The organism is Litoribacter ruber (assembly GCF_018500185.1).
GTDB lineage: Bacteria > Bacteroidota > Bacteroidia > Cytophagales > Cyclobacteriaceae > Litoribacter > Litoribacter ruber.
Genome location: NZ_JAHBGI010000003.1, coordinates 20,949 through 45,996, shown reverse-complemented (window position 1 = coordinate 45,996; position 25,048 = coordinate 20,949). Strand labels below are relative to the sequence as shown.

At 43.3% G+C, this 25,048-nt stretch carries 23 protein-coding genes; 9 read left to right on the top strand and 14 right to left on the bottom strand.

Annotated features, from left to right (window positions below; genetic code table 11):
- Window positions 1–8: 8 nt before the first annotated feature.
- Window positions 9–734, bottom strand: a complete 726-nt coding sequence (locus KIH41_RS04665) for a DUF3291 domain-containing protein (RefSeq protein WP_214161705.1) — start codon at window positions 732–734, stop codon at window positions 9–11.
- A 108-nt stretch (window positions 735–842) separates the two neighbouring features.
- Here KIH41_RS04665 and KIH41_RS04660 point away from each other — a divergent pair, with 108 nt between their 5' ends.
- A complete protein-coding gene (locus KIH41_RS04660; RefSeq protein WP_214161704.1) occupies window positions 843–2,666 on the top strand; it encodes an ABC transporter ATP-binding protein in 1,824 nt (607 codons plus the stop codon).
- A complete protein-coding gene (locus KIH41_RS04655; protein WP_214161703.1) occupies window positions 2,666–3,787 on the top strand; it encodes a glycosyltransferase WbsX family protein in 1,122 nt (373 codons plus the stop codon). The genes KIH41_RS04660 and KIH41_RS04655 overlap by 1 nt, the downstream gene beginning before the upstream one ends.
- On the opposite strand, the gene KIH41_RS04650 is transcribed toward KIH41_RS04655, so the two are convergent.
- Entirely contained in the window at window positions 3,784–4,695 is a 912-nt protein-coding gene (locus tag KIH41_RS04650) for a glycosyltransferase (protein ID WP_214161702.1), read from the bottom strand. The genes KIH41_RS04655 and KIH41_RS04650 overlap by 4 nt on opposite strands.
- A gap of 23 nt (window positions 4,696–4,718) precedes the next feature.
- Window positions 4,719–5,522 carry an FkbM family methyltransferase gene (locus tag KIH41_RS04645; protein WP_214161701.1) on the bottom strand — a complete coding sequence of 268 codons (804 nt, stop codon included), beginning with the start codon at window positions 5,520–5,522 and terminating at the stop codon, window positions 4,719–4,721.
- A gap of 144 nt (window positions 5,523–5,666) precedes the next feature.
- Between KIH41_RS04645 and KIH41_RS04640 the strand changes: the two genes are divergently transcribed.
- Window positions 5,667–6,473 carry a M48 family metallopeptidase gene (locus KIH41_RS04640; protein WP_213944133.1) on the top strand — a complete coding sequence of 269 codons (807 nt, stop codon included), beginning with the start codon at window positions 5,667–5,669 and terminating at the stop codon, window positions 6,471–6,473.
- 81 nt (window positions 6,474–6,554) lie between these two features.
- Here KIH41_RS04640 and KIH41_RS04635 read toward each other — a convergent pair whose 3' ends face one another.
- Together KIH41_RS04635 and KIH41_RS04630 are read right to left on the bottom strand one after the other, a co-directional pair.
- The gene (locus KIH41_RS04635; RefSeq protein ID WP_213944134.1) at window positions 6,555–7,358 is read right to left on the bottom strand and encodes a 3'-5' exonuclease; all 804 of its coding nucleotides are present in this window, start codon (window positions 7,356–7,358) and stop codon (window positions 6,555–6,557) included.
- Window positions 7,358–8,725, bottom strand: a complete 1,368-nt coding sequence (locus KIH41_RS04630; protein WP_214161700.1) for a UDP-N-acetylmuramate--L-alanine ligase — start codon at window positions 8,723–8,725, stop codon at window positions 7,358–7,360. The genes KIH41_RS04635 and KIH41_RS04630 overlap by 1 nt, the downstream gene beginning before the upstream one ends.
- 312 nt (window positions 8,726–9,037) lie before the next feature.
- Here KIH41_RS04630 and dnaB point away from each other — a divergent pair, with 312 nt between their 5' ends.
- Window positions 9,038–10,615 (top strand): replicative DNA helicase, encoded by a 1,578-nt coding sequence (gene dnaB / locus KIH41_RS04625; protein ID WP_213944136.1) that lies wholly within the window; start codon window positions 9,038–9,040, stop codon window positions 10,613–10,615.
- A gap of 77 nt (window positions 10,616–10,692) precedes the next feature.
- On the opposite strand, the gene KIH41_RS04620 is transcribed toward dnaB, so the two are convergent.
- Together KIH41_RS04620 and KIH41_RS04615 are read right to left on the bottom strand one after the other, a co-directional pair.
- Window positions 10,693–11,877: an aspartate aminotransferase family protein gene (locus KIH41_RS04620; protein ID WP_214161699.1), complete on the bottom strand. Its 1,185-nt coding sequence runs from the start codon at window positions 11,875–11,877 to the stop codon at window positions 10,693–10,695.
- A gap of 240 nt (window positions 11,878–12,117) precedes the next feature.
- The gene (locus KIH41_RS04615) at window positions 12,118–13,014 is read right to left on the bottom strand and encodes a class I SAM-dependent methyltransferase (RefSeq protein ID WP_214161698.1); all 897 of its coding nucleotides are present in this window, start codon (window positions 13,012–13,014) and stop codon (window positions 12,118–12,120) included.
- Between the two features lie 115 nt (window positions 13,015–13,129).
- Between KIH41_RS04615 and KIH41_RS04610 the strand changes: the two genes are divergently transcribed.
- On the top strand, window positions 13,130–13,813 hold the full coding sequence (locus tag KIH41_RS04610; protein WP_214161697.1) for a hypothetical protein: 684 nt from the start codon (window positions 13,130–13,132) through the stop codon (window positions 13,811–13,813).
- 68 nt (window positions 13,814–13,881) lie between these two features.
- Here the strand turns inward: KIH41_RS04610 and KIH41_RS04605 are convergent, their stop codons facing one another.
- From KIH41_RS04605 to KIH41_RS04585, 5 genes are read right to left on the bottom strand one after another with little or no spacing between them, the layout of a single operon-like run.
- The gene (locus tag KIH41_RS04605; protein WP_214161696.1) at window positions 13,882–14,850 is read right to left on the bottom strand and encodes a transketolase family protein; all 969 of its coding nucleotides are present in this window, start codon (window positions 14,848–14,850) and stop codon (window positions 13,882–13,884) included.
- Window positions 14,851–14,890: 40 nt separating this feature from the next.
- Window positions 14,891–15,742, bottom strand: a complete 852-nt coding sequence (locus KIH41_RS04600; protein WP_214161695.1) for a transketolase — start codon at window positions 15,740–15,742, stop codon at window positions 14,891–14,893.
- A 14-nt stretch (window positions 15,743–15,756) separates the two neighbouring features.
- Window positions 15,757–16,206: a thioredoxin-dependent thiol peroxidase gene (bcp, locus tag KIH41_RS04595; protein WP_214161694.1), complete on the bottom strand. Its 450-nt coding sequence runs from the start codon at window positions 16,204–16,206 to the stop codon at window positions 15,757–15,759.
- Window positions 16,207–16,228: 22 nt separating this feature from the next.
- Complete coding sequence (locus KIH41_RS04590) at window positions 16,229–18,100, bottom strand: M23 family metallopeptidase (RefSeq protein ID WP_246538964.1); 1,872 nt, start codon at window positions 18,098–18,100, stop codon at window positions 16,229–16,231.
- Window positions 18,087–18,698, bottom strand: coding sequence for a fumarylacetoacetate hydrolase family protein (locus tag KIH41_RS04585; protein WP_214161693.1), 612 nt, complete (start codon window positions 18,696–18,698; stop codon window positions 18,087–18,089). Before KIH41_RS04585 ends, KIH41_RS04590 begins: the two co-directional genes overlap by 14 nt.
- A gap of 197 nt (window positions 18,699–18,895) precedes the next feature.
- Between KIH41_RS04585 and KIH41_RS04580 the strand changes: the two genes are divergently transcribed.
- Genes KIH41_RS04580 through KIH41_RS04565 form a run of 4 tightly spaced genes read left to right on the top strand, consistent with a single transcriptional unit; the run spans window position 18,896 to window position 22,766 of the window.
- Window positions 18,896–21,241, top strand: coding sequence for a TonB-dependent receptor (locus KIH41_RS04580; protein ID WP_214161692.1), 2,346 nt, complete (start codon window positions 18,896–18,898; stop codon window positions 21,239–21,241).
- 5 nt (window positions 21,242–21,246) lie between these two features.
- Complete coding sequence (locus KIH41_RS04575; RefSeq protein ID WP_214161691.1) at window positions 21,247–22,170, top strand: DUF4249 domain-containing protein; 924 nt, start codon at window positions 21,247–21,249, stop codon at window positions 22,168–22,170.
- Between the two features lie 12 nt (window positions 22,171–22,182).
- The gene (locus KIH41_RS04570; RefSeq protein WP_214161690.1) at window positions 22,183–22,482 is read left to right on the top strand and encodes a hypothetical protein; all 300 of its coding nucleotides are present in this window, start codon (window positions 22,183–22,185) and stop codon (window positions 22,480–22,482) included.
- The gene (locus KIH41_RS04565) at window positions 22,473–22,766 is read left to right on the top strand and encodes a type II toxin-antitoxin system RelE/ParE family toxin (protein ID WP_214161689.1); all 294 of its coding nucleotides are present in this window, start codon (window positions 22,473–22,475) and stop codon (window positions 22,764–22,766) included. The genes KIH41_RS04570 and KIH41_RS04565 overlap by 10 nt, the downstream gene beginning before the upstream one ends.
- Window positions 22,767–22,907: 141 nt before the next feature.
- Here the strand turns inward: KIH41_RS04565 and hemN are convergent, their stop codons facing one another.
- Together hemN and KIH41_RS04555 are read right to left on the bottom strand one after the other, a co-directional pair.
- Complete coding sequence (gene hemN / locus KIH41_RS04560) at window positions 22,908–24,269, bottom strand: oxygen-independent coproporphyrinogen III oxidase (RefSeq protein WP_214161688.1); 1,362 nt, start codon at window positions 24,267–24,269, stop codon at window positions 22,908–22,910.
- A gap of 71 nt (window positions 24,270–24,340) precedes the next feature.
- A complete protein-coding gene (locus KIH41_RS04555) occupies window positions 24,341–25,048 on the bottom strand; it encodes a sulfite exporter TauE/SafE family protein (protein ID WP_246538961.1) in 708 nt (235 codons plus the stop codon).

The following is a 25,048-nucleotide window of genomic DNA, read 5'->3' as shown; positions in this document are numbered from 1 at the left end:
AATCTGGCTCACAGGTCATTGATGTCAACCGGAATAAACCTTGCAAAAAGATCTTCCCTAAACCACCCTTCTTTATTGGCCATCTTAAGGACCTGCTTATGATCCGACTGGTAAGCGAAGTTTTTCATGCTTTCCAGGTCTTTCCATTGGGAAAATGTGGCCTGTTCCACCAAGGGGAATTGTCCAATCCCTTTAGCAAAAATAAGTCCCGGGGAGTCATAAAGCGCCTTTGTAGTCACGGGCACATTCCTCCAAAAAGCCAATAACTTGGTTTTGTCAATACTTGCTCTGGTCAAGGCAAAAACAGGCCCATCGGTATAGGCTGCCATTTCATAATTTTGGAAAGGGTTGCCATCTTCCCAGCAGCCATATGACTGAAGGCAGGACATCCAGTGAGTTTGGTGGCTATGGCTTTTGGAGGCAAAGGTTGAAAACAGATCGGTGTTCTCCCAGGCCTTGGCTTTCTCAGCTGAATCCCAAATGCACATAATGACGTAAGTTCCAAAATCGGGCTTGAGGGAAAAACCTGAGCCTCCTCCGCTTCCCAGTAATTTTGCAAAACTGGCTCCCGGAACCTCCAAGTCTGAATGCTGCATCTGCCTCAGGGCCCACCATTTTTGAGCAAAAGGGAAATTAAAGAAACTGAAGGATACTAGGGATTTACTCATGGTCTTAAGCCTATTATGATCAGGGTTTTTGGCAATTCTACTAGTGGGAACTGGCTGTTGAGGCATTAGTTTTTGATTTTCAAAAGGATTTCTAGCCTGAATCGTTATAGATTTAGTAATTTTGCGGACTTAAATTACCAGATACGTCACAGGTGCATCCTGTAAAGATATATAATGAAAACATACTTTCGGTTACTTTCCTTTGCCAAGCCAATAGAAAAATTCGCCATCCCCTATTTGATTTTCACCTTGCTTGGGGTAATCTTCAATACACTTAACCTAGCCCTGCTGGCTCCGTTGCTCAACACCCTCTTTTCCAGTAAGGACGCAGGACCAACCCGCAAGCCTGAAAGCTGGACCGATCCGGTGGGTTATCTTAATTACTATGCCCATTTGGCCAATGAGCAGTTTGGCCCATACGGCGCTCTAAAAGTTGTTTGTGCTGTTATTGTCATTTCTGTGCTATTCAGTAATATTTTCAGGTACCTATCCCAGCGGGTGATGGAAAACCTGAGGATTCATACGCTTCTTAACCTTCGGAGAAGGGTTTTTGACAACATCATGGATATGCATGTGGGTTATTTCAGCAACCAGCGCAAAGGGGATATCATTTCCAAGATTGCCTCCGATGTGCAGGTCGTGCAGTTCAGTGTGACCGGTACCCTTCAAGTAATCTTTAAGGAACCCTTGCAATTGCTTGCTTATATATTCATGCTATTTGCCATTTCATTTAAGCTGACTATTTTTTCTCTGTTAATTATTCCCATTTCTGGTTTTGTGATAGCCAGAATCGTAAAGCGGTTGAAAAAGCAGGCCTCAGAGGCACAGCACATGTATGGGGTGATGATCAGTTACCTGGATGAGGCACTTTCCGGTATAAAAATTATCAAAGCCTTCAATGCGACGGAAAGCATCAAAGACAAGTTTAACTGGGAAAACGAAAAGTATTCGAACCTGAGCCGTAAGATGGTCAAAAGGCAACAGTTGGCCTCTCCGGTGTCAGAATTTATGGGAGTGACCATGGTGGCTATCATAGTTCTTTATGGAGGATCCCTGATTATCGATAACCGATCCGAGCTTAGCCCATCGGAATTTATCGCCTACATCGCCATATTTTCGCAGGTAATGCGACCTGCCAAAGCAATTACGGATTCCTTCAGCACGGTTCACTCGGGCATTGCGGCAGGGGAGCGGGTGCTGGCCCTTATAGACGAGAAGCCAGAAATAAAGGATGCAAAAAATGCGAAAGTTCTTAAGGAGTTTCAAGATGAGTTGAGCCTTGAAAATGTGGACTTTGCGTATCCGGGCAGAAATGTTCTCAATAATATTAACCTGAAAATCGTAAAAGGCAAGACAGTTGCTCTAGTTGGTCCGTCAGGGGGAGGTAAATCAACTTTGATGGATTTGATTCCAAGGTTTATTGAACCACAGGGGGGGAAGATTTTGATTGATGGCCATGATATCACGCAACTGACGATGGACTCCCTCAGGAGCCAGATCGGGGTGGTCAATCAGGAATCGATTCTTTTCAACGACTCCATCCGAAACAACATCGCATTTGGAAAGCCAGATGCAAGCCAGGAGGAAATCGAAGCAGCAGCTAGGATTGCCAATGCCCATGATTTCATTCTGGAAACAGAAAAGGGCTACGATACCAATATTGGTGATCGGGGGATGAAGCTGTCCGGTGGACAAAAGCAGCGGATTTCCATAGCCCGGGCGGTATTGAAAAATCCACCCATCATGTTGCTGGATGAAGCGACCTCAGCTCTGGATACCGAATCCGAAAAACTGGTACAAGATGCCCTGAACAAACTGATGCGCAACCGTACCTCTTTGGTCATTGCCCATAGGCTCAGTACCATTCAGAATGCGGATTTGATTGTAGTGTTGGAAGATGGCAGGATAATTGAAACAGGTTCCCATCAGGAACTCATGCTCACAGAAGGAGTTTACCGCAAGCTGGTCGAAATGCAAGAATTTTCAACAAAAGAATAATGCCTAAAAGCAACTCAGTTAAGCCAATAGCTATTTACCTGCCTCAATTCCATAGAATCCATGAGAACGATAAATGGTGGGGTGAAGGTTTTACCGAATGGACAAACGTTCGGAAGGCAAAGCCTGTGTTTGACGATCATTATCAGCCCCATGTTCCTCTAAACAAGGATTATTATGACCTTTCTGATATAGAGGTAATGAGAAATCAAGCCGCTTTAGCCGAGTCTTATGGTATTCATGGATTTTGTTTTTATCACTATTGGTTTAATGGCAAACTGCTTTTAGAAAAGCCTATTCATAATTGGCTTAACAGTGATATCGATTTCCCTTTTTGTCTGAGTTGGGCAAATGAAAATTGGACGCGTAGATGGGATGGGAATGATAAGAAGGTTTTGATGCAACAGGATTATTCCGATGAAGATGATCTTGCCCATATAAAATATTTATTAGAAATTTTTAAAGATCCTCGCTATATTAAAATTGATGGCAAGCCGGTTTTACTTATGTATAGAACCGAGTTGCACCCAAATATTAAGATTGCTTCTGAAGTTTGGAGAGATGTGGCCAAAAAGGCTGGGTTTCCGGACTTGTATTTGATCCGAATGGAGAATTTTCAACGTTATGAGGATCCGTGCATTAGTGGATTTGATGCAGGGATGGAGTTTGCCCCTGATGGCACTTTGTTAGGCCAGAAGATTCATAAGAAAAATATGGTTAAATATCTCTTCAAGAAATGTCTTCATTTAACAGGCATAGAAAAGAATGAGGTTTATGAGAACGGTATATATGATTATAGTACCATGATGAATAACATGGTGAACCGAAGCATTCCAGATTACACCTATTTTAGATGTGCTTGTCCATCTTGGGACAATTCACCGAGACGTAGTTGCAATGCCAGAATGTTTGTGGATTCAACTCCAGAGGTTTTTGGTGAATGGATCAAGCACTTAAATAATTACACTATCAAAAATTTTGCCCCTGACCAGCAATACTTTTTTATCAATGCTTGGAATGAGTGGGGAGAAGGATGCCATTTAGAACCTGATGAAAAACATGGCTTTAGGTATTTGGAAGCTGTAAAGGAGAATATTGATATACCTATTCCTATAGCCTATTAAATAAGTCTTTTATTGTACGGTTTTTTTGAATGTTTTTCTAGAAAATAGATTCTAAAGGTAATTATCCAAAGTTTCCAATATGTAGACTTTTTTAAAGTTTTAATTTCACCAGAATTTAAAACTTTAAAAGCTGTTTTAATTGGTGCATAAATTCTTAATAGCCTTATAAAATTTTTGTAGGTGTGTTTTTCACATCTGATTTTTTCACTGTGATCTATAGGATTTATTGATATCGGTAAAATGTTTTTCCATTTATCATGTATAAGAATTGTATCAGCAATCCAATTGACATCAGTTTTTCCTTCAGAAAAATGGTCAATCAATATTTCATACGTTACGGCAACTTTGTATTTCTGACCAATTGCTAATGATAAATCTATGTCATAACAATGAAATCCTTTTAATAACTTTTCATCAAAAGGAAATTCTTCAATTATAGACTTTTTGGAAATTAATAAAACACCATCTAAGCAGGCCACTTGTGCTAATTTTTCATTTTCAGTATTTTGATACTGTTTTATTGGTGGCTGATTCACAAATTTAAAATGCTGAATTAAATTTATTTTTATGAATTTTTCTTGAAGACCTAATGCTCCCCATCCCGAAGCAATTTTAGGTTTATGGGAACTGCCTGCAACACCTACTAAGCCAACTTCTTCGTTAGTGAAAATTTTTAATATGACTTTACCCCAATCTTGAGTCTGAAATTTTACATCCTCATGTACAAAACAAACATTTTCATATTTTGCTTTTTTTGAGCCTTCATTATAAATAGCAGTAAGCCCTTTAGGATTTTGTGTGTTGTCGATAGCGACTATTTCATAGGGTACACCAATAGTATTCTCTATGTTTTTACTGATATTTAATAAGTTTGTAGGGTTTATAGTGCAAATAATAATACTAATCATATTTGAAAGCTCTTAACTTTATTCTATTTTTTATAACAAAATATTGTGATCGCCATATCGAATGTTTCACAAATCAATTTTTGGTCTACGAATGGTCTTCTCCGAACACTTGATTCTTTTATATGATAATAAAATCCTTCATCTACGACTAATGAAAGTAATTCATGCAACGACTGAGGTTTATGGATGTCATTGTGATATTCGAAAAAGACGTGCTGCACTTTGGATAGGGAGCCTTTGCAGGCTTTTAGGACTTCTACCTCTGCGCCCTCTATGTCGAGCTTCAAAAAGTCCACTTGCCCGTTAAGCAAGGTTTTCAGGTCCACCGTTTTCACCTTTTCTACTGGTTTTTTCTTGGATTTATAAAGATTGTTGACCCGGCCGCCCATGCCACCATCGGTGCTGAAGGTTAGTTCTGTTTCCTCCGTCCATACTGCCTTTTGGTGTAGGGTGACGTTGTTGAGTTTGAATTTTTCAACATTCTCCTCCAAGACTTCAAAGATTGCCTTTTCCGGCTCAAAGGCTATTATTTGGTGCTTGGGGTAATTTTTGGAGAAATACATCACGCTCAATCCCATATTTGCCCCACAATCCAAAATCACGCCTCCAGATTTAATCTTGGGATTGAATTTATAGATTTCATCCTGATAAATCTCCATGTAGGTGTTTACAAAACTCGCCGCATGGTGATATCGAAATGGAGTAGTGAAGATGGTACTATATCCTTTATGACTGCTGGAAAGTCCGCGTAACCGGTTGAGTTCTATGTTGATTTTATCCGGTATGGATCTGACTTTCTTCTTAAAAAGGCGGGTAATAAAGCGCATTCGTGGGCTAATGGTTTTTATGAGTTCTAAATATAAAACAAATAAATGGGCACAGCTAGGTAAATAGTGATAAAATTGATAGGTTAAAGTCAGTTTTTTGTGGCACTTTTTTTGGTTATTTTCGCCTAAGCAAACTTTGATAACATGATTAAGAAAATCATCTTTATTTTAGCTGCAGCCTTTATTATTGAAGGTTGTGCTAAAGTGCCTCTCAGTGGAAGACGGCAGCTGAGTATCATCGGCAATTCAGAAATTCTTCCTATGTCATACGAGCAGTATGATCAGGTAAAGGCAGAAAGTAATTTGGTTACCAATACCGCGGAAGGCCAAATGGTAGTAAATGCAGGAAACCGGATCGCCAAAGCGGTAGAAACTTATCTTCAGGAAAGAGGATATGATGATGTCACAGAAGGTTTTGCCTGGGAATTTCACCTTATAGAAAGTGACCAGATAAACGCTTGGGCTATGCCAGGTGGCAAAGTGGCATTTTATACTGGAATTATGCCTATAGCGCAAAATGAAACCGGTGTGGCGGTAATCATGGGACATGAAGTAGCCCACGCCATTGCCAACCATGCAAGAGAGAGGATGTCGCAAGGTTTGGTAGCCAATGGTTTGGTAGGAGGATTACAGGTAGCTATGGGACAAAACCCGAGCATGACCCAGCAGATTTTCTTGCAAGCTGTAGGTTATGGCGGGCAAGTAGGAATGCTGAAGTTTTCCCGTGACCAAGAATTGGAAGCAGATGAGTTGGGCCTGACCTTCATGGCGATTGCCGGTTACGACCCAAGAGAGGCTCCGGTTTTCTGGCAAAGAATGGAAGCAGCAGCAGGAGGAGGACAAAGACCGCCTGAGTTTCTATCCACTCACCCTGGACCAAACAGACGTATCGAGCAGCTTAATAAAATGATGCCCGATGCCTTGGAATATTATAACAAAAACAGAAGATAATAGGGAAGTACGAGGTGTGAGGTGCGAAGGACGAAGTAAACAAACGTCGCGACTTCGTACCTCGTACCTCGTATTTCGTACTTATTTATTAAAGCTTCTTAGCTTCACTTGCGTAAATTTCCTCTTGGTGTCCAATGGGAAATCTCCCTTCATCATCCAATCGTAATAACCCGGCTCTTCCTTTAGCACCTGCTCAATGGGCTTACCCTTGTGCTTGCCAAAGTTAAAACATTCCACGCCATCATCATTAAAGATAAAACGGCCGGCCAGATCAACCATTTTTTCGTTGAAAAGCGCATGAAGCTTTTTGATGTCGTTTTCAATGACACCTAATTTGTTCCCCAAAAGATCCTCTACTTCTTGGCCATTGTACCTGTCAATCTGGGCCTTGAAGATTTCATAGGTGGCAATCGTGTCAGCTTCGGCACTATGGGCATTTTCTAGCAATTTACCGCAGTAGAATTGGTAAGCTGCTGTGAGGTTTCTTTTTTCCATCATATGGAAGATTTTCTGGGCATCCAAGATGCTTCTTTTCTCAATGTCGAAATCCAAGCCGGCTCTCAAAAACTCCTCTACCAGAAGAGGAATATCATATTTTAACACATTGAAGCCAGCCAAATCAGCACCTTCCAAAAACTTGTAAAGCTCTTTGGATATGTCCTTAAAAGTCGGCGCGTCCTTTACATCCTCATCATAGATACCGTGGATCAAAGACACTTCCTTTGGAATGGGAATGGTTGGATTTACCTTTTTGGTCAAGATTTCTTCTGTGCCATCAGGCTGAACTTTCACTACGCTGAATTCCACAATGCGGTCGGTAGATATATTTGTGCCAGTGGCCTCCAGGTCAAAAAATGCAATAGGTGTTCTTAGATTCAGATTCATTATTCAGCTAGGTTAAATTTGTTTTTCAATAAAGTCAGCTCCATGTCGTCATAATTTCCGGAGCTCATTAGCAGCAAGTTGGTGTTGTCATACCTTTTACTTTCCAGGTAGCTTTTTAGTTCTTCCATTTCAGTGAAAAGTTTGAGGTCTTCTCTTTTAAAACCCTCCCGAAGTGTATCCTCACTCATCAATTCAAGTTTTTTCAGAGCGACTGCCTTGGGATTCAGATAAATCAAAGCCTCATCGGCTGCATCAAAGGTATGGGCATAATTGGACAAAAAGTCCCTGTTCAGGGAACTGTAAGTGTGAAGTTCCTGTACGGCGATGAGCTTTCTATTGGGGAACTGGGATTTCACCGCCTCCACCGTGGCCTTCAGTTTGGAAGGGGCGTGTGCAAAGTCCCGGAAGAATATCCTGTCATCCGCTTTGGCCAAGATCTCCTGCCTTTTGGCCGCTCCCTTAAAATGCTGGATGGCATCGTAAAAGGCTGGCGCACTCACGCCAATTGCCTGGCAAACCTCCAAAGCTCCTTGAAGATTTTGAAGATTATGCTCTCCAAATACCGCAATTGGGATATTGGCTTCAGGAGTTTTTAGGTATGTGATTCCTTCTGCGATGTCATAAGGATGTGCCTCGTAAGGAGTTTTCTTGTACTTGCCGAAACTGGCTTCTCCAAGTTTTTTGACCTCAGGGTCTCTTTCACAGTAGATAAACTGACCTTCATCCGGAGTCATTTCGACTAAAGTCTTGAATTGCTGAAGATAATTTTCAAAAGTCGGAAACACATTATAGTGGTCCCATGCAATCCCGCTCATCAGGAGGATATCATGATGGTAGTGGAAAAACTTGGGACGCCTGTCCATAGGGGAGGTGAGGTACTCGTCGCCTTCAATAATGATGATTGGTGCATCGGACAACTTGACCATTAAATCAAACCCTTCAATTTGGGCTCCTACCAGATAATCGAAATTCATCCCGTGATACTTGAGCACATGCAGGATCATCGATGTGATGGTGGTTTTACCATGGCTACCAGAGATGACGATTCTTTTCTTTTCCCGACTTTGTTCATAGATAAACTCAGGGAAGGAGAAAATTGGAATTCCAAGTTCCAGCGCTTTCTGCAATTCGGGATTATCTTGCCTGGCGTGCATGCCCAAAATGATGCCGTCCAGTCCGGGATGTATTTTGTCGGGAAACCAGCCTTTCTCAGCAGGTAAAATGTCTGCGTTTTCAAGGCGGGTGCGGGATGGTTCGTATATCTCATCATCCGAACCGCTCACCTCGTACCCCTTGGCAACCATCGAAAGGGCTAAATTATGCATCACACTGCCTCCGACGGCAATAAAGTGGTATTTTTTGGACATAGGGTCAAAGTTTGATCGATCAAAAATAAGAAATTCATGGGTAACCTTATTGACTTTGAAAGCTTTGTTTGCAATTAACTCCGGCCAAATCTGATTGGCTGATTGTAAGCGTTTAAAAACTAGTCGTTTTGATTCTTTGAAAAATTACATGAGGTTAATAATTTCCCTTTCTCGCTTTAAGCAATTTTTCACAAGGGTCAGTTTCTTACTGGTTAGCAGTGAGTGTTTTAAGGGGTTTTTAAGTTCTGGTGTTGATAACTGCGTGAATAAATTGTTTATTAACTCTGGATTAAACGGCTTACATTTGTTTCTATGGCAGAGAACAAACCCGCAGGTAAAGATTGGAGTCCTTCAAGGAGAGGCAATTCCTTAAAACAGAGTATTGGCGTAGGCAAATTGCCACCGCAGGCGCCCGAATTGGAAGAGGCGGTGCTGGGTGCGCTGATGTTGGAAAAGGATGCCCTCACGGCAGTGGTGGATATCCTTAGCCCCGACAGCTTTTACAAAGATTCCCACAAGGTCATCTACCAGGCCATTCTGGATCTTTTCAACGGCAGTGAACCAATTGACCTGCTGACTGTAACCAATCAGCTTAAAAAGAACGGCAAACTCGAAATAGCCGGCGGTGCTTACCATATCACCGAACTGACTTCAAAGGTTTCCTCTGCCGCAAACATTGAATACCACGCCAGAATCATCACCGAACAGGCCATGAAGCGGGACATGATCCGGATAGCCTCGGATATCCAAAAGGAGGCCTACGAGGAGACAACGGATGTTTTTGAGCTTTTGGATAAAATGGAATCCTCCCTTTTTGAAATTTCCGAAAGAAATATTCGGAAAAACTATTCCGACCTTAGATCCATCATGAGAGCAGCCATCACGGAACTGGAAGGTAAAAAAGGCCAGAAAGATGGACTTACCGGGGTGCCAAGTGGTTTTACTGCTCTGGACCGTGTGACCTCTGGTTGGCAAAAATCCGACCTTGTGATTATAGCCGCCCGTCCTGCCATGGGTAAAACGGCTTTCGTATTGTCAACCTTGAGAAATGCGGCTGTGGATCATAATAGACCTGTAGCCATCTTTTCTCTGGAGATGTCCTCCGTGCAGCTAGTGAACAGACTCATTTCTTCTGAAGCCGAATTGGATTCGGAGAAAATCAAGAAAGGAAATCTAGCTGACTACGAATGGGAACAGCTCATTCATAAAACCAGTAAACTTTCGTCTTCCCCACTTTTTGTGGATGACACTCCTGCACTTTCCATTCTTGAGCTTCGTGCCAAATGCAGAAGGTTGAAGGCGCAGAGTGATATTCAAATGATCGTAGTCGATTACCTTCAGCTGATGTCTGGAGATACCAGCAAGGGTTCAGGAAACAGGGAGCAGGAAATTGCCAGTATTTCCCGGGCTTTGAAGATGATTGCCAAGGAACTGGAGGTTCCGGTGATTGCACTATCCCAGTTGTCACGTTCGGTGGAGACCAGGGGTGGGGACAAGAGGCCACAGCTTTCGGATTTGAGGGAATCTGGAGCCATCGAGCAGGATGCCGATATGGTAATGTTCCTATATCGACCTGAGTATTATGGTATCACGGAAGATGAGGAAGGCAACAGTACAGCAGGTGTGGGTGAAGTAATCATTGCCAAGCACAGAAACGGTTCCTTGGAGAATGTAAAACTGAGATTTATTGGTAAATACACCAAATTCTGTGACCTTGAGATGAATACTCCTTACCAACCACAGGATGCCATGTATGGTCACAAATTCCCAAGTAGCGCCGGTGGGCAGGGATTTGATGACGGTGGCATGATAAGACTTCAGAGCAAAGCCAACAGCAACGATGATCCATTCCCAGGGGGATTCGGAAGCAAAGATGACGCTCCTTTTTAGGTTTAAAAGTTTAATTCTGACATAAGACAAATGCTTCGCTTTGTCTTATGTCTAGAAGTTTAAGGGTTTAGAGCAAATTAGGCTTTATATTCGATTGCTTTCAAAATTATCTCGCAGGCTTCTTTGATTTCCTCTTTTGTAATTACTAGAGGAGGGGCGAGGCGCATGGAGTCGTCGCAGAATAAAAACCAGTCGGTGACCACACCCATTTCGATTGCTCTATCAATGATGGGCTTGAGTTCTTCAAATGATTCAAAAGCCACGCACATCAATAAACCTTTGTTTCTGACCTCTTTGATTTTTGGATGGACAAGGAATTCTTTGAAGAGGTTGGCTTTCATTTCTACCAGTTCGACAATGTTTTCCTCTTGGAGGATTTTTATGGTAGCCAATGAAGCTGCGGCGCTTACGGGATGTCCTCCAAAAGTCGTAATGTGACCCAATAAAGGATCATTTTTAAAATGGCCCATGATCTCTTTGCTGGAGATGAAAGCCCCAATGGGCATTCCGCCACCCATACCTTTGGCACAGACCAAAATGTCAGGCTGGATTCCATAATGCTCAAAAGCCCAGAATTTGCCAGTCCTACCAAATCCTGCCTGTATTTCATCCAATATCAGCAAAGTTCCGGTTTCATCGCATCGTTTTCTTAACGCCTTGAAATAGGCCTCACTAGGCACTCTTATCCCCGCTTCCCCTTGCACGGTTTCCATGATCACAGCAGCGGTGGATGTGGTTATGTTGACTAAATCCTCTTCTTTTCCGAAATTAATATGTGAAATACCTGGCAATAGCGGGCGGTAGGCCCTTTTAAATAGCTCATTTCCACCGACCGAAAGAGAACCGTGGGAGGAACCGTGGTAGGCATTTACACAACTGATTATTTCACGTCTATTGGAATAGCGCTTGGCAAGTTTTAAAGCACCTTCAACAGCCTCGCTGCCGCTGTTGACTAGGTAGACATTATCCAGTCCATCGGGGAGTGTTTGTACTAGGGCTTCGGCAAGTTGGGTTTGGGGTGTCTGAATGTATTCTCCATATACCATGAGATGCAGGTATTTATCCATCTGCTCCTTCATTGCCGCCAATACTTTTGGATGCCGGTGACCCACGTTGCTGACGCCAATGCCTGAAATTAGATCGATATACCTTTCCCCATTTGGACCATACATATAGATTCCTTCCGCTTTTTCGATTTCGATCATCAAAGGGAAATCAGTAGTCTGGGCTAGGTGTGAGAGGAATAGTTGTCGGTTGTGCATAGTTGATTTTTTGATAAATTTTGTTTCAGTGCCTCCACATCGTCCCCTCGGGGCTTTATATTTTGCAAACACACCAAGTGCTATGACGTTTTGATTTCTCGCGGCAGCGCTGCGAAAATCGCTGCGAGAACTTTTACACGTCATTAGTACTGCAGCGAAGCGGAATGGAAAGGTCTGGACTACTTTATTCTCGTTCCAGATTTCTCTGCTCCCTACCGGTCGGTAAAATGACGGTAAGGGTTACAATTTCCTAAACCTGAAGAAAATTCCCAATGGAAGCTTTTTCTGATAGTTATCCTCCAAATACAATTCTCCGTGCTCGGCATTTTCTACCTCTCCAAAGTTGGACTTCACCAGGTTGGCGGCAATCATGCTGGAGAAACTCAGGGAGTACATGTTTAGTATCAAGAAGTGGTGATCAGGTTCCAGGATCTCGGAACAAAGCTTCAACAGCTCATTTATTTCTTCTTCCAAAACCCACTTTTCACCGTTTGGACCTCTTCCATAGGCAGGTGGATCAAGGATAATCCCATGGTACTTGTTTCCTCGGCGGATTTCCCTTTTGACAAATTTCATGGCATCATCTACCACCCAGCGGATGCCTTCTTGACCGGAAGATTCCATATTGTGGCGTGACCAGGTCACTACCTGTTTTACGGCGTCTAAGTGGGTGACATCAGCACCGGCAGCTTTGGCTGCTACGGATGCGGCACCGGTATAGGCGAATAGGTTGAGGACTTTTGGCGTTTCTACGGGCATCCTGGCGATGCTTTCTTCAATATAATCCCAATTGACCGCCTGCTCGGGAAATAAGCCGATATGCTTAAAAGAGGTCATGGCAAGATTCAAGGTCAATTTTAGGCCTGCGGGGTTGTTATAGTCGATCTGCCACTTGTGGGGGATCTTTTGGAATTCCTTCCACTGTCCCTTTTCAGGATTGTTTTTTTCTTTTGCAAAATGAGCATGGGCTTTCTCTCTCCATTCTTTCTCATCCATGCTTCTGTCCCAGATGGCCTGCGGTTCAGGACGGCTTATGATATATGGACCAAAGCGTTCTAGCTTTTCGAATGCTCCACTGTCGATCAATTCATAGTCCTTCCAATGCTGCGGACTTAGGGATAAGATGCTTTCTTTCATGATGCAAAAATAAGGATATTATTAGAAACAACCTCCCTTGGGTTGGCTACCAAATCTTTGGATTGCTATTCTTCTCCGAAAAGCTTAAATTTATAGATATTAACATTCTAAGATCATGAAAAGAACGGTTCTCCTAATTTTTTGCCTAATAACCTGTTTTTGGGCCCATGGACAGGAAAGGTCTGATGTGAATGAAAACGAATATCTTTTTGTAACCGAATATGGGAAGACGGCCAAATCAAAAGGGGTAAAGGGGACTCCGTTTGTTTTTGAGGAAATGAAAAAAGGGGACATCCTGATGAGTGACGGCAAGTTTTATCAAAATGTTAACCTAAATATCTACCCCAAAAAAGCCCAGGTATTCATCGGAGAAGAACTGCCGGAAGGCGAAGGGAAAAGCAACAAAACCATTGTCATTGATAACAGAAAACTCGACAGGGTAGTCGTGGAAGAAGGTAACCGGGTTTTTCGGTATTTCAAAATCAAAGACATCTACATGATAGGAGAGGTGCTTTTTGAAGATGGGGATGAAAAATTTGTGGCCTATCATGAAAAAAGGTTTATGCCTGCCCAAGTTGAGGCTTATTCCATAAATGCTTATGATGTTTTTCAGGATGTGATCAAATATTACCTTGTAAAGGAGGATAGGGAAGAAGAGGTCAAAAAAGGAACTGCGGGGCTAAAGAGTATTTCCTCTGACAACTGGAAAGCTCTCAGAAACTATATGAAAGACAATAAACTGGATTTCGGCAATCCAGCCGATATGCGCCTGGTGTATTTGAAGGCTAAGGAATTATAAATTCTTTTTCTTGATTTTAGATAAAAAAAAACTCCCGAGACATTGTCGTATCGGGAGTTTTTTATGGCTTATTTTCTAGCTAAGGCCTTCTTCACTTTTTCTACGATGTTTTCGGCTTTAAGACCGTACTTTTTCATCAGGTCCATTGGTGTACCTGATTCGCCAAAGCTGTCGTCCACACCTACAAACTCCATCGGAACCGGGTTGTTTCTTACCAAGGTCTGAGCAATACTGTCTCCAAGCCCACCGTTAAGCTGGTGCTCTTCCGCGGATACGCAGCAGCCTGTTTTGGCAACTGATTCCAGGATAGCCTCCTCATCAAGAGGTTTGATGGTGTGGATGTTGATTACCTCTGCAGAGATGCCCTCTTCGGCCAGTATGGCTTCTGCAACCACTGCTTCCCATACCAGGTGTCCAGTAGCAAAGATGGTAACATCCTTGCCATCGATCATTTTCCAGGCTTTACCGATCTCAAATTTTTGATTGCTATCCGTAAAGATTGGCCAGCTAGGACGTCCAAACCTCAAGTAAACCGGTCCATCGTGCTCAGCAATAGCCATTGTCGCAGCTTTGGTCTGGTTGTAGTCACATGGGTTGATCACCGTCATGTGAGGAAGCATTTTCATCATGCCGATATCCTCCAGGATCTGGTGAGTAGCACCATCTTCGCCAAGAGTAACTCCAGCGTGAGAGGCACAGATCTTTACGTTTTTACCAGAGTAGGCAATAGACTGGCGGATCTGATCGTAAACCCGGCCTGTGGAGAAGTTGGCGAAGGTACCTGTAAAAGGAATCTTTCCGCCGATAGTCATACCAGCGGCAAGGCCCATCATGTTGGCTTCTGCGATACCTACCTGGAAGAATCTGTCAGGGAATTCTTTCTGGAAAGCTCCCATTTTTAGGGAACCGATTAGGTCAGCGCAAAGTCCAACCACCTCAGGGTTTTTTCTGCCAGCCTCCAATAGACCGTCGCCAAAACCTGAACGGGTATCTTTCTTTTCTGTATAGGTGAATTTTGTATTCAAAGTCTTTTCCATTGTGCTAAATTTTTCCTTTTCCAAGAAAAAGGGTTTTCAATTAATAATCTCCTAAGGTTTCTTCAAGTTGGCCCAAAGCGTTTTCCAACTGCTCGTCATTTGGAGCCACGCCGTGCCATTTGTGAGTGCCAACCATAAAGTCTACGCCATAACCCATTTCGGTATGTAGGAGATTCATTACTGGTTTACCGTTTCCTAGAAGGGATTTGGCTTTTTCAATCACAGAAACCACTTCTTCGATATCGTTGCCGTTTTTAGTTTCCACAACCTCCCAACCGAAAGCCTCATACTTCTTTCTAAGGTCCTGAAGGTCCATTACATCAACTGTAAGACCGTCAATCTGCTGTCTGTTCAAATCAATCGTTGCAATCAGGTTGTCCACTTTGTGGTGGGCGGCATACATGGCCGCTTCCCAAACCTGACCTTCCTGCTGCTCTCCATCACCCATCAACACAAAAACTGTTTTGTTATCACCGTTGATTTTCTTCGCCTGAGCTGCCCCGATACCTGCTGAAAGACCTTGGCCCAATGAACCTGAAGCGATTCTGATGCCCGGTAGGTTCTCCTCAGTAGTAGGGTGGCCCTGAAGCCTGCTGTCGATCTTTCTGAATGTAGCCAGTTCCTCAACGCTGAAGTACCCGCTTCTGGCCAGGACACTGTACCATACTGGAGAGATGTGGCCATTGGAAAGGAAGAACAGGTCTTCATTTTTGCCGTTCATATCAAAGTTGGTGTTGTGCTCCATTTGGTTGAAATAAAGGGCCACAAAGAATTCAGTACAGCCAAGAGAACCTCCTGGGTGACCTGAATTGACCGCATGTACCATGCGCAGGATGTCTCTTCTTACTTGAGAACAGGTTTTATTGAGTTGATCGATTGAGAGTTTTTCCATTTTGGTGGAATAGTTTATTTGAGTATTTGATTTGTATGCTCTTTGGTTTTCACCTTTTCGATGATGTCGGCGATATTTCCCTCCTCATCGATGACGAAGGTTTTGCGGGCAGTGCCCATGTACTTTCTACCGTACATGTTTTTTTCCACCCAAGTTCCATATTTTTCATGTACCGTCTTTTCAGTATCGGCAAGAAGGGTAAATGGAAGCTCTTGTTTTTCAATGAATTTCTGGTGGGCCTTTTCTGTGTCGGTGCTGATTCCTAGCACCTCGTAGCCCTCCTTTTGGAGTTGGGCGTAATTGTCGCGAAGGTTGCAAGCCTGGGCTGTACAGCCAGGAGTGTTGTCTTTTGGATAAAAATAAAGAATTACCTTTTTGCCTCTGTAGTCAGAAAGTTTGACTGTTTCCCCGTCCTGATTTTTCACTTCAAAATCAGGTGCTTGCATTCCTTTTTCTAGTGACATATGCTTTTTGGTTTTTGGTTATTCAAATCTTTGAAGTAAACACCGCCTCGTTGCCCGCCTTGTCCCTTACTTTGAGCAAAACATCTCCCTTGTAAGGTTTTGCGTCTCTTTTTTCAGACCAGATCACTGACTGCTTATGCTCGTAACGCATCCAAACCCATTCTCCATCCACAAACGCTTCAAAACTGTCAATCCCCGATAGGTTATCCGCAATGGTAAACCTTAATCCCGAGGAGTTGACCCTGACAGGGTTGATCTTTGGCGGGGTGCTGTCTTCCGCGATTACAAAAGTACCAAAATTTTTGGTTTTGAACCTGATCTGATCCCCTATCCATTGACCACCTATAAAAGACCTCCAACCATTTTCATATTTAAGATACACGTGAGCTTTGTCTCTAGCACCCTCAAAATGACTGGCATCCATATCAATTTCCAGGTTATTCCATAGGTATTCATAGGGTGAGTTGACCGTCAGTTGCCTGTCAGGGCCGATTTTGTGATAATTATACCTAAGGTATAAATCATCGAAATGGGTGTTGTCGGCAAAGCGGAAACCAGTGCTTCCATCGGTAAAAAATAGTTCTTGCTGAAATGGAATTTTTGCCCTCACATCTGGAAATAATTTTTCTGTGCATACATCTACCGAGTCCGGCATTCCGTATTCCATGTCCCAAAGGTAGGTGCGCTTATTGGAGCCCACATAGGCTGGTGGTATTTCCATGACTAACCCATTTACAAAAAACTTGGCCAATACACCCTCTGCAGCGCCTTCACCATTGACCACCATGATGTTGTTTTGGTAGCTGATTTTCTCATTCCCAGCCGTTTGATTTGTCCCGCTTAGACTGGTTTTTGCTTCTGTGCCCTTAAAGGACAACTTCAAAGTCGACCTGTTTTTGTACACATCCTCGAGTAAGACCTCAATGGCACGGCTTTCACCTGGCTTCGCCTCTATGCTTCCGCTAAGTGGCTCGCTGGGCGTGTAGAAAGGGAAAAGGTTGTTTTTGGCTTTGTAGAGTTTGGTAAACCTGTTTCTGTGGGTATGGACAAGTAAATATCTGCCGATATTAAAATCAATCACATCCACATTACTTTCAAAAACCTTTTCTCCCTGGTCATAAATCTGGTAAATAGGAAAGCCGTTGGGGTTGTGCATGTTGTCCAGCTTGTCAAAAGCCAATACTTCTATGCCAACTTTCCCGGCAATTTCTAAATCCTGATTGACTGTAAACTTTTTACCATCATAGATCACAGGGAATTCTGTGCGCTGAAACTTTCCGTTTACACGACTGTCGATGGTGAGAGGAGTGATGGCGATTTTTTGAACAGTGGGCGGGGTGTTGTCCACTATTTCGGAGAAACCAAACTTTAAGGGATCCAAGGCACGGTCAAGGGAGTCGCGGATCTCAAAGTGGAGATGCGGACCTGCAGAGCTACCCGTATTGCCACTGTAGGCAATGATATCCCCTTTTTTCACGGGCAGGGCATGAGGCTCGGGGTAAACCTCAATTTCATTTTTTTTCTGGCTATAGGCCTCTTTACGAATGTAATCCCCAATTTCATCGTTGAAGTTTCTCAGGTGGGCATAGGTAGTGATCTGCCCATTGGGATGGCGTAGGTGAATGACATTTCCATAGCCAAAGGTGGACGCTTTCATTCGGTAGACATAGCCGTCTGCAGCGGCATAGATGGGTAATCCCTGCCGGCCTTCCGTTTTGATGTCGATGCCGCTGTGGAAATGGTTGGGCCTGATTTCACTCATGTTGCCGGCCAAAAAGTTTTGGTGGCCAGGCTTTACGGGAAAGAGATAGTACCCTTTTTCAATATTGGCCGAGGCTATCAGAAGAGCCCCGGCTAGTAATGCAATTGCGAAAAGAAATTTATTTGATTTCAAAATCAAGCAGCTTTTTATCCTCTATATACGCCTCTAACCTGTCTCCAATGCTGATTTTGCTAACTCCTGCAGGAGTACCGGTGAAAATGAGGTCTCCTTTTTTTAACGTAAAAAACTGTGAAACATATTCTATGATGGCACCAAAATCAAAAAGCATCATGTTGGTGTTGCCTTTTTGCTTTTCCTCACCATTGATGGTCAAGTGGAAATTGATGTTGTTCAGATCCTTAAAATCTGCTACGGGCAAAAATTCCCCGATGGGTGCAGAGCCGTTGAAGGCTTTGGCGATTTCCCAGGGAAGTCCTTTCTCCTTGCATTTTTGCTGAAGATCCCGAGCGGTGAAATCAATACCGATTCCGATTTCATCAAAATAACGGTGGGCAAACTCTTTTTTGATGTACTTGCCTTCCTTGTTTATTTTCAGCACCAGTTCGACCTCGTGGTGGATGTTGGAAGAAAAATCAGGGTGGTAAAATGGCATGTTTTTCTTCAGAACTGCCGTGTCGGGTTTGAGGAAAACAACCGGTTCTGAGGGCCTTTCATTTTCCAGTTCTGCAATATGTTCGGCGTAGTTTCTGCCTATGGCAATGACTTTCATGGATGTGCTTTTAGGGTCTGCTAATCAGAAGCACAAAGAAACTTAATTAGCCTTGATTTTGAAAGCCGTAAGGCGAAAAAGGTGAGGGGAGAAATGGGGAGGTGAAATTCAAAAAAATCAAAATTAGTTTTTATTTTTAAGGTTTTAGTCTAGATTTGGATTCCCAGTTTTTGAATTCTTATTGTAGCTATCCCTATATGAGTAAAATTTTTACCCTCCTACTAATCCTTTTTGCCACAGCTTCTTTTGCCCAAAAAGTCACCTTGAATGGAATTGTGAAAGACAAAGAAACAGGCGAAAACCTCATTGGCGTGAATGTTTTCGACAAAACCACCCAAAAAGGGGCCGTTTCCAATAATTACGGTTTTTACAGTTATACCAGTCAGGGTGGCGAGGTGGAAATCCTCTTCAGTTATGTGGGATACGATCCCTTTATTTTCAAGCAAAACCTTACTGAAGACCTCACTCTCCATGTGGAATTGACTCCGGCGCATCTGTCGGAATTTGTGGTGGAAGGCTCACGGGAAGAATTGATCCAGGAAAACACCCAGATGGGGAGCATCAACGTGCCCCTGCGTCAGATCAAGGAAATGCCTGCCCTCTTTGGAGAGGTGGATGTTTTAAAAGTGCTTCAACTCCTGCCTGGGGTGCAATCCGGAACGGAAGGTGCCAGTGGTATGTATGTGCGAGGGGGAGGGCCCGACCAGAATCTCATACTGCTGGACGGCGTGCCCGTGTACAACGCCACCCACCTTTTCGGTTTCTTCTCGGTTTTCAATGCCGATGCGCTCAATAATGTGGAGCTAATCAAGGGAGGTTTTCCGGCGAGGTATGGGGGTCGGCTTTCATCAGTCATTGATATCAATATGAAAGAGGGGAATATGAAGGAGTTTCATGGTGCTGGATCTATAGGATTGATTGCTTCCAAATTGACTTTGGAAGGGCCGATAGTGAAGGATAAGACTTCCTTTTTGTTGTCTGCCAGAAGGACCTACATTGATCTATTAGCGAGGCCATTCATCCGTAGAGAATCAGGGGGACAAGAAAGTGCCGGTTATTATTTTTATGACCTGAATGCTAAAGTGAATCATATTTTTGATGACAAAAACAGGCTTTACCTGAGCGTGTATGGTGGCGATGATGAGGGATATACCAGATCGGATTATTCCTCAAACAGCAACAATGAACGTATGAGAAGTACCTCAGAAACCGGGCTGGGTTGGGGTAACCTCATTACAGCCATCCGTTGGAATCACATTTTTAATAAGAAATTATTCGCTAATTTCTCAGGGACCTACACCAAGTATCATTTTAGAATTTTTGATGAGTACGATTACAGCAGGGTAGGGAATGGAGTCGAAGAAGACAGGTTTTATCAAGCTGATTACAGATCTGGAATTAGGGATTATGCCTTGAAGGCCGATTTTGACTACATTCCAAACACCAACCATTATGTCCGCTTTGGAGCCAATCATATATTTCACCGTTTTACCCCTGGGGTATTTACCGCCACGGAAAGAGCCGAATGGTTTGATATGGAAGGTGGGGATATTTATGATAGTCAAGAATACGCTGTCTATGTTGAGGATGATATCCAACTAGGGCGAAGGGTCAAGTTAAATGCAGGGTTACACTATTCTGGTTTTATGGTAGATGGTGAGCATTACAATTCACTTCAGCCCAGAATTGCCTATAGATATCTGATAGATGAAAGCAGTTCGGTAAAAGCCTCTTTTGCCACTATGACTCAGTTTATCCATTTGTTGAGCAATGCAGGACTCGGTTTGCCTACAGATCTTTGGGTGCCTGCCACTTCAAACATTGGCCCTCAGCATTCTTGGCAGACAAGTTTGGGCTATTATAAATCCTTACCCGGAGGATTTGAGTTGAGCACCGAGGCTTATTACAAAGAAATGGAAGGGTTGATTGAATATAAAGACGGGGCATCATTCTTAAATATGGGTGAAAATTGGGAGGATAAAGTGGAAGTAGGTAGGGGCAGAAGTTATGGTGTCGAAATGCTTTTGCAAAAAAAGGTAGGGAAAACTACTGGTTGGATCGGCTACACGCTTTCCAAAACGGAACGCCAATTTGAAAATCTAAACCGCAACCAATGGTTTCCTTTCCGATATGACAGGAGGCACGACCTCAGTTTGACGGTATCACATCACCTGACGCCCAAAATCCATCTATCAGGTACCTGGGTTTATGGTACTGGAAATGCCATCTCCATTCCGACGGAAATTTATCAAAGCTATGACGATCACCAGTTCTATGGTCCAATGTTCGGACAAGTGGAGCATTATGACGAAAGGAACAACTTTCGTATGCGGGATTACCATAGATTGGATCTAGGAATTAATTTTATTAAGCAAAAGCACTGGGGTGAAAGGGTTTGGAACATATCTATTTACAATGCTTATAACAGGATGAATCCGTTCTATATGGATATAACGTTTAATCGACAGACACAGCAAAAAGTACTGGCACAGTATACCCTGTTCCCAATTTTACCTTCTTTTTCTTATGGATTTAAATTTTGATTTTGATGGTGAATTTTAAAACAATTATTGTCCTGATATTGCTCATTGGATTTTCCTCTTGTGAAAGGTATTTAGAGGTTGAAATGCCAAACCATTCCCCAAGATTTGTAGTGAATGCAGACCTGGTGCCGGGAACACCTGTGATGGTATTTGTATCCCAAACCAGGGGGATTTTGGAAGAAAGTGACTTCCCTCCTGTACGCGATGCCAATGTGGAAATAATTGAAGAAGGCCAGCAGGCATACCCTTTGGTATTTCAGGATTTTGAAGGTAAGTTTTTTCACCGCTTAGGCGGGTATGGTACTCAGGAGCTCGAACTTCAAGCAGGGAAAACTTATCATGTAAATGTGGACGGTAGGTTTGAATCAATTAGCACCACGGTCACTATTCCGCAGAAAGTGCCGATTAAGTCTGTGGAAATCCGAGAAACATCAGGGGATTTAGTGGAACTGATATTGAAGTTTGATGATCCCCAAGAGATCAATTTTTATGAAATAAGTGCTCATTTTGATGGGTTTCAAATTTATCAATATAGTCCCGATCACATAGATAGTGTTCCCCATAGTGGTGCCGTTCGTCTGGAACCTCTCAGTCCAGCTTACCAAAGGGATTTCCAAGTTGGGAGTACATACGACAGTGGTGTATTAATTGATGATCAGCTATTCAATGGAAATGAGGCTACCATTGAATTTTCCGCCAGATTACCATTTCGATCAGTAATTGATTTGACAGTTGTGCTAAAAAATGTCACCGAAGATTATTACCAGTATGAAGTCACTCGAGGACTTCAAAGGCACACCAGCAATGACCCCTTGGCCCAGCCTGTGGCTATCCACAATAATGTAGAAGGGGGTAGAGGAATTATCAAGGCTGGTGTGGTCTCTGAGGAGAAAGTGCCGTTTGCTTTTTCTGGGGCGCAGGGAAATTAAGAAAAGGGGGAATTGGTTAATTTTGAAGAGAGACTGAAACTTAAGAGTGGTAAAAATGTTAATTTTGTTAAAGACAAAAACATTATGGACATCCAGACTGAAAAATTACGGTTAATTGAGTGGCTAGCAGGGCTAAATGACCCTAAAATACTTGAGGAGTTCATCAATTTGAAAAATAAGAAGGATGTGGACTGGTGGGAACAGATCAGTGCGGAAGAACGGTCTGAAATCGAGCAAGGACTACAACAGGCAGACAAAGGTGATGTTAATCCTCATAGTGAGGTTATGGAAAAGTATAAGAAATGGCTTTAGAGATAGTCTGGACAAAACGCGCCCAGGTTGGTTTCTCTGAAATTGTCGATTATTTAGATACCCATTTTGCTGAGAAAGAGATCGGTGAATTTATAAGGCAAACGCGAGATTTTTTAGAATTACTTAGCCATTATCCGGAAATACTAGAAAGCTCCACCAAGCAAAAACATCTCCGCCGGGGCCCTATTAATAAATACACAATATTAACTTACAGAGTCAAACCACGAAAAAAGCAAATAGAACTTATTAATATTCGTTCATCCAGACAGCGACTCCCAAAATAAATTTAGTAACGGAAAAGTGAGAGTAATGGCGTTCTGGAGAAAGCATCGACTTGGTCTTTTTCTTATGACTTAAAAAAAGCAACGCCATTCAGCGTTGCTTTTCCTTTATCGATAAACCGTGTTAATCTTTATTGAGTATTTTTAAACCGTACTGCTGAACAGCTGCGTCTCGGGCTGGTTTCTCCAGAGTTTGGCGTCCAGGGCCATGCAGATGTTGCGGATGAAGGGCTTGCCATCCTCAAGCACAGTGATGTTGGCCTTGCCGATCTCTATCAAACCGTCCTCTTCAATATCCTTCAATCTTTCCAAGCCCTCTACTATGGCAGGTGTATAAGTACCTTCTTCATCCCAGCTGGTATGGAAGGAACACATCAGGTTCAAAATATGCTGTCTGAGGATCAGATCCTCGTCGGTCAGCAGATGTCCTCTGAATATTGGGAACCTTCTTTCATTGACCGCAGCTTTGTAATCTTCGATCTTTTTGAGGTTTTGTCCAAACGCGGTCCAGGTGTCGCTGATGGAGGATGACCCCAGGCCGATTAGCAAACCGGTCGGACTTGAGCTGTATCCCATAAAATTTCTGTAGAGGGATCTGTTTTGCGAAGCGATGTAGAGCTCATCCGTTTTCTTGGCAAAATGATCCATTCCGATTTCCACATAACCCGCTTTTTCCAACAGCGCTTTGCCCGTCTCATACAAGGTCCGCTTTTCCTCGTTTTTAGGCAGGTCGGCTTCTGTATAGGAGCGCTGGCCCGGACTGGTCCATGGAACGTGGGCATAGCTGTAAAAAGCTATCCTGTCCGGCTGAAGGATTTTCACCTTTTCAATCGTATTAATGATGCTGTCCAGTGTCTGCAATGGCAGGCCGTAGATCAGGTCAAAATTGATCGAGGTGTACCCGATCTGCTTGGCCTGCATGGTTACCCGCTCCACATTTTCGTAAGGCTGGATGCGGTGAATTACCCTTTGCACCTTTTCGTCAAAGTCCTGGATGCCAAAGCTCACCCTTCTGAAGCCCAGATCATATAACGTCTGAAGGTGGTCTTCAGTCGTATTGTTGGGGTGACCTTCGAAACTCATTTCCGGCTGATCAGCTAGTGTGCTAGCTTCCAAAATGCTTTCAATAAGAATTTTCAGGTTTTCTGGTGAAAAGAATGTGGGTGTGCCTCCACCTAGGTGGATTTCCTTGATCAATGGCTTTTCGCCAAACAATTCCAAATACATCTTCCACTCTTTAAGCAAGGTCTCAATATACGGTTCCTCCACTTTATGGTTGATGGTGATCCGCTTGTTGCAGCCGCAATAGGTGCAGAGCTTTTCACAATAGGGGAGGTGTATGTAAAGGCTCAGACCGGCGCCGGTGATACCCGAAACCATGAATGCCTTCTTTACATGTTGCTTCCAAGTTTCCTCGGTAGGAGAAGTTTCCCAATAGGGCACGGTAGGATAGCTGGTGTATCGGGGCCCCGGTACGTTATATTTGGTGATCAAAGATTGACTCATAGTAATCGATGTTTAGCTGATTGTCCGATGACGGATGACCGATGTCCCGTTCCGGATGATAATATTATTCCTTATTTCAATCCACACATGGTCATTCCAGCTTCTACAAATTCCAGAACTGGACTCAGAAAAGGAATGCCTAATCCTAGCCCCCTCACGATGAGGACAATTCCGAAAACGCCTGTGACAAATGGAATGACTTGACGGATGTTGTTTCTAAATTTCAAACTTGCAAAGCTTCCCGCGAAGACCAAGGTAATCATGGCCGGCAGGGTGCCCATACCAAAAGCGGCCATGTAAATGGATGCCTCTGCGGGGCTGTTTTGTAACAATGAAGCTGCCACGGCTAGGTAAACCAGACCGCATGGGAGAAAGCCATTGAGAAAGCCTATTGAGTACGCTGATAGCATCCCTCTTTTTTGGAATATTTGCCTGATTTGTCCTTTAAGCCAGTTGACCATTTGGACCAGTTTGCTGCTTGGGCTGATTTTGTTCTGTATGGTGGCAGGAAGAAAGACAGCCAAAAGAATGGCCACCCCCATTAGCACAGACAGGCTTTTTTGAAACCCAGCCATGGATATTCCTGTTCCCAAAAGGCCAAATACCAACCCTAGCAAGGCATAAGTGGTCACTCTGCCGAAGTTGTAATTCAGCCGGTTGATGAAAAAGGCATACCGGTTTTGGTTTTTGCCCGGCAGGGCCAAAGCGATAGGCCCACACATGCCTACGCAATGGAAGCTGCCTATAAAACCCAAGGTTATGGCTATCCAAAGCTCCAT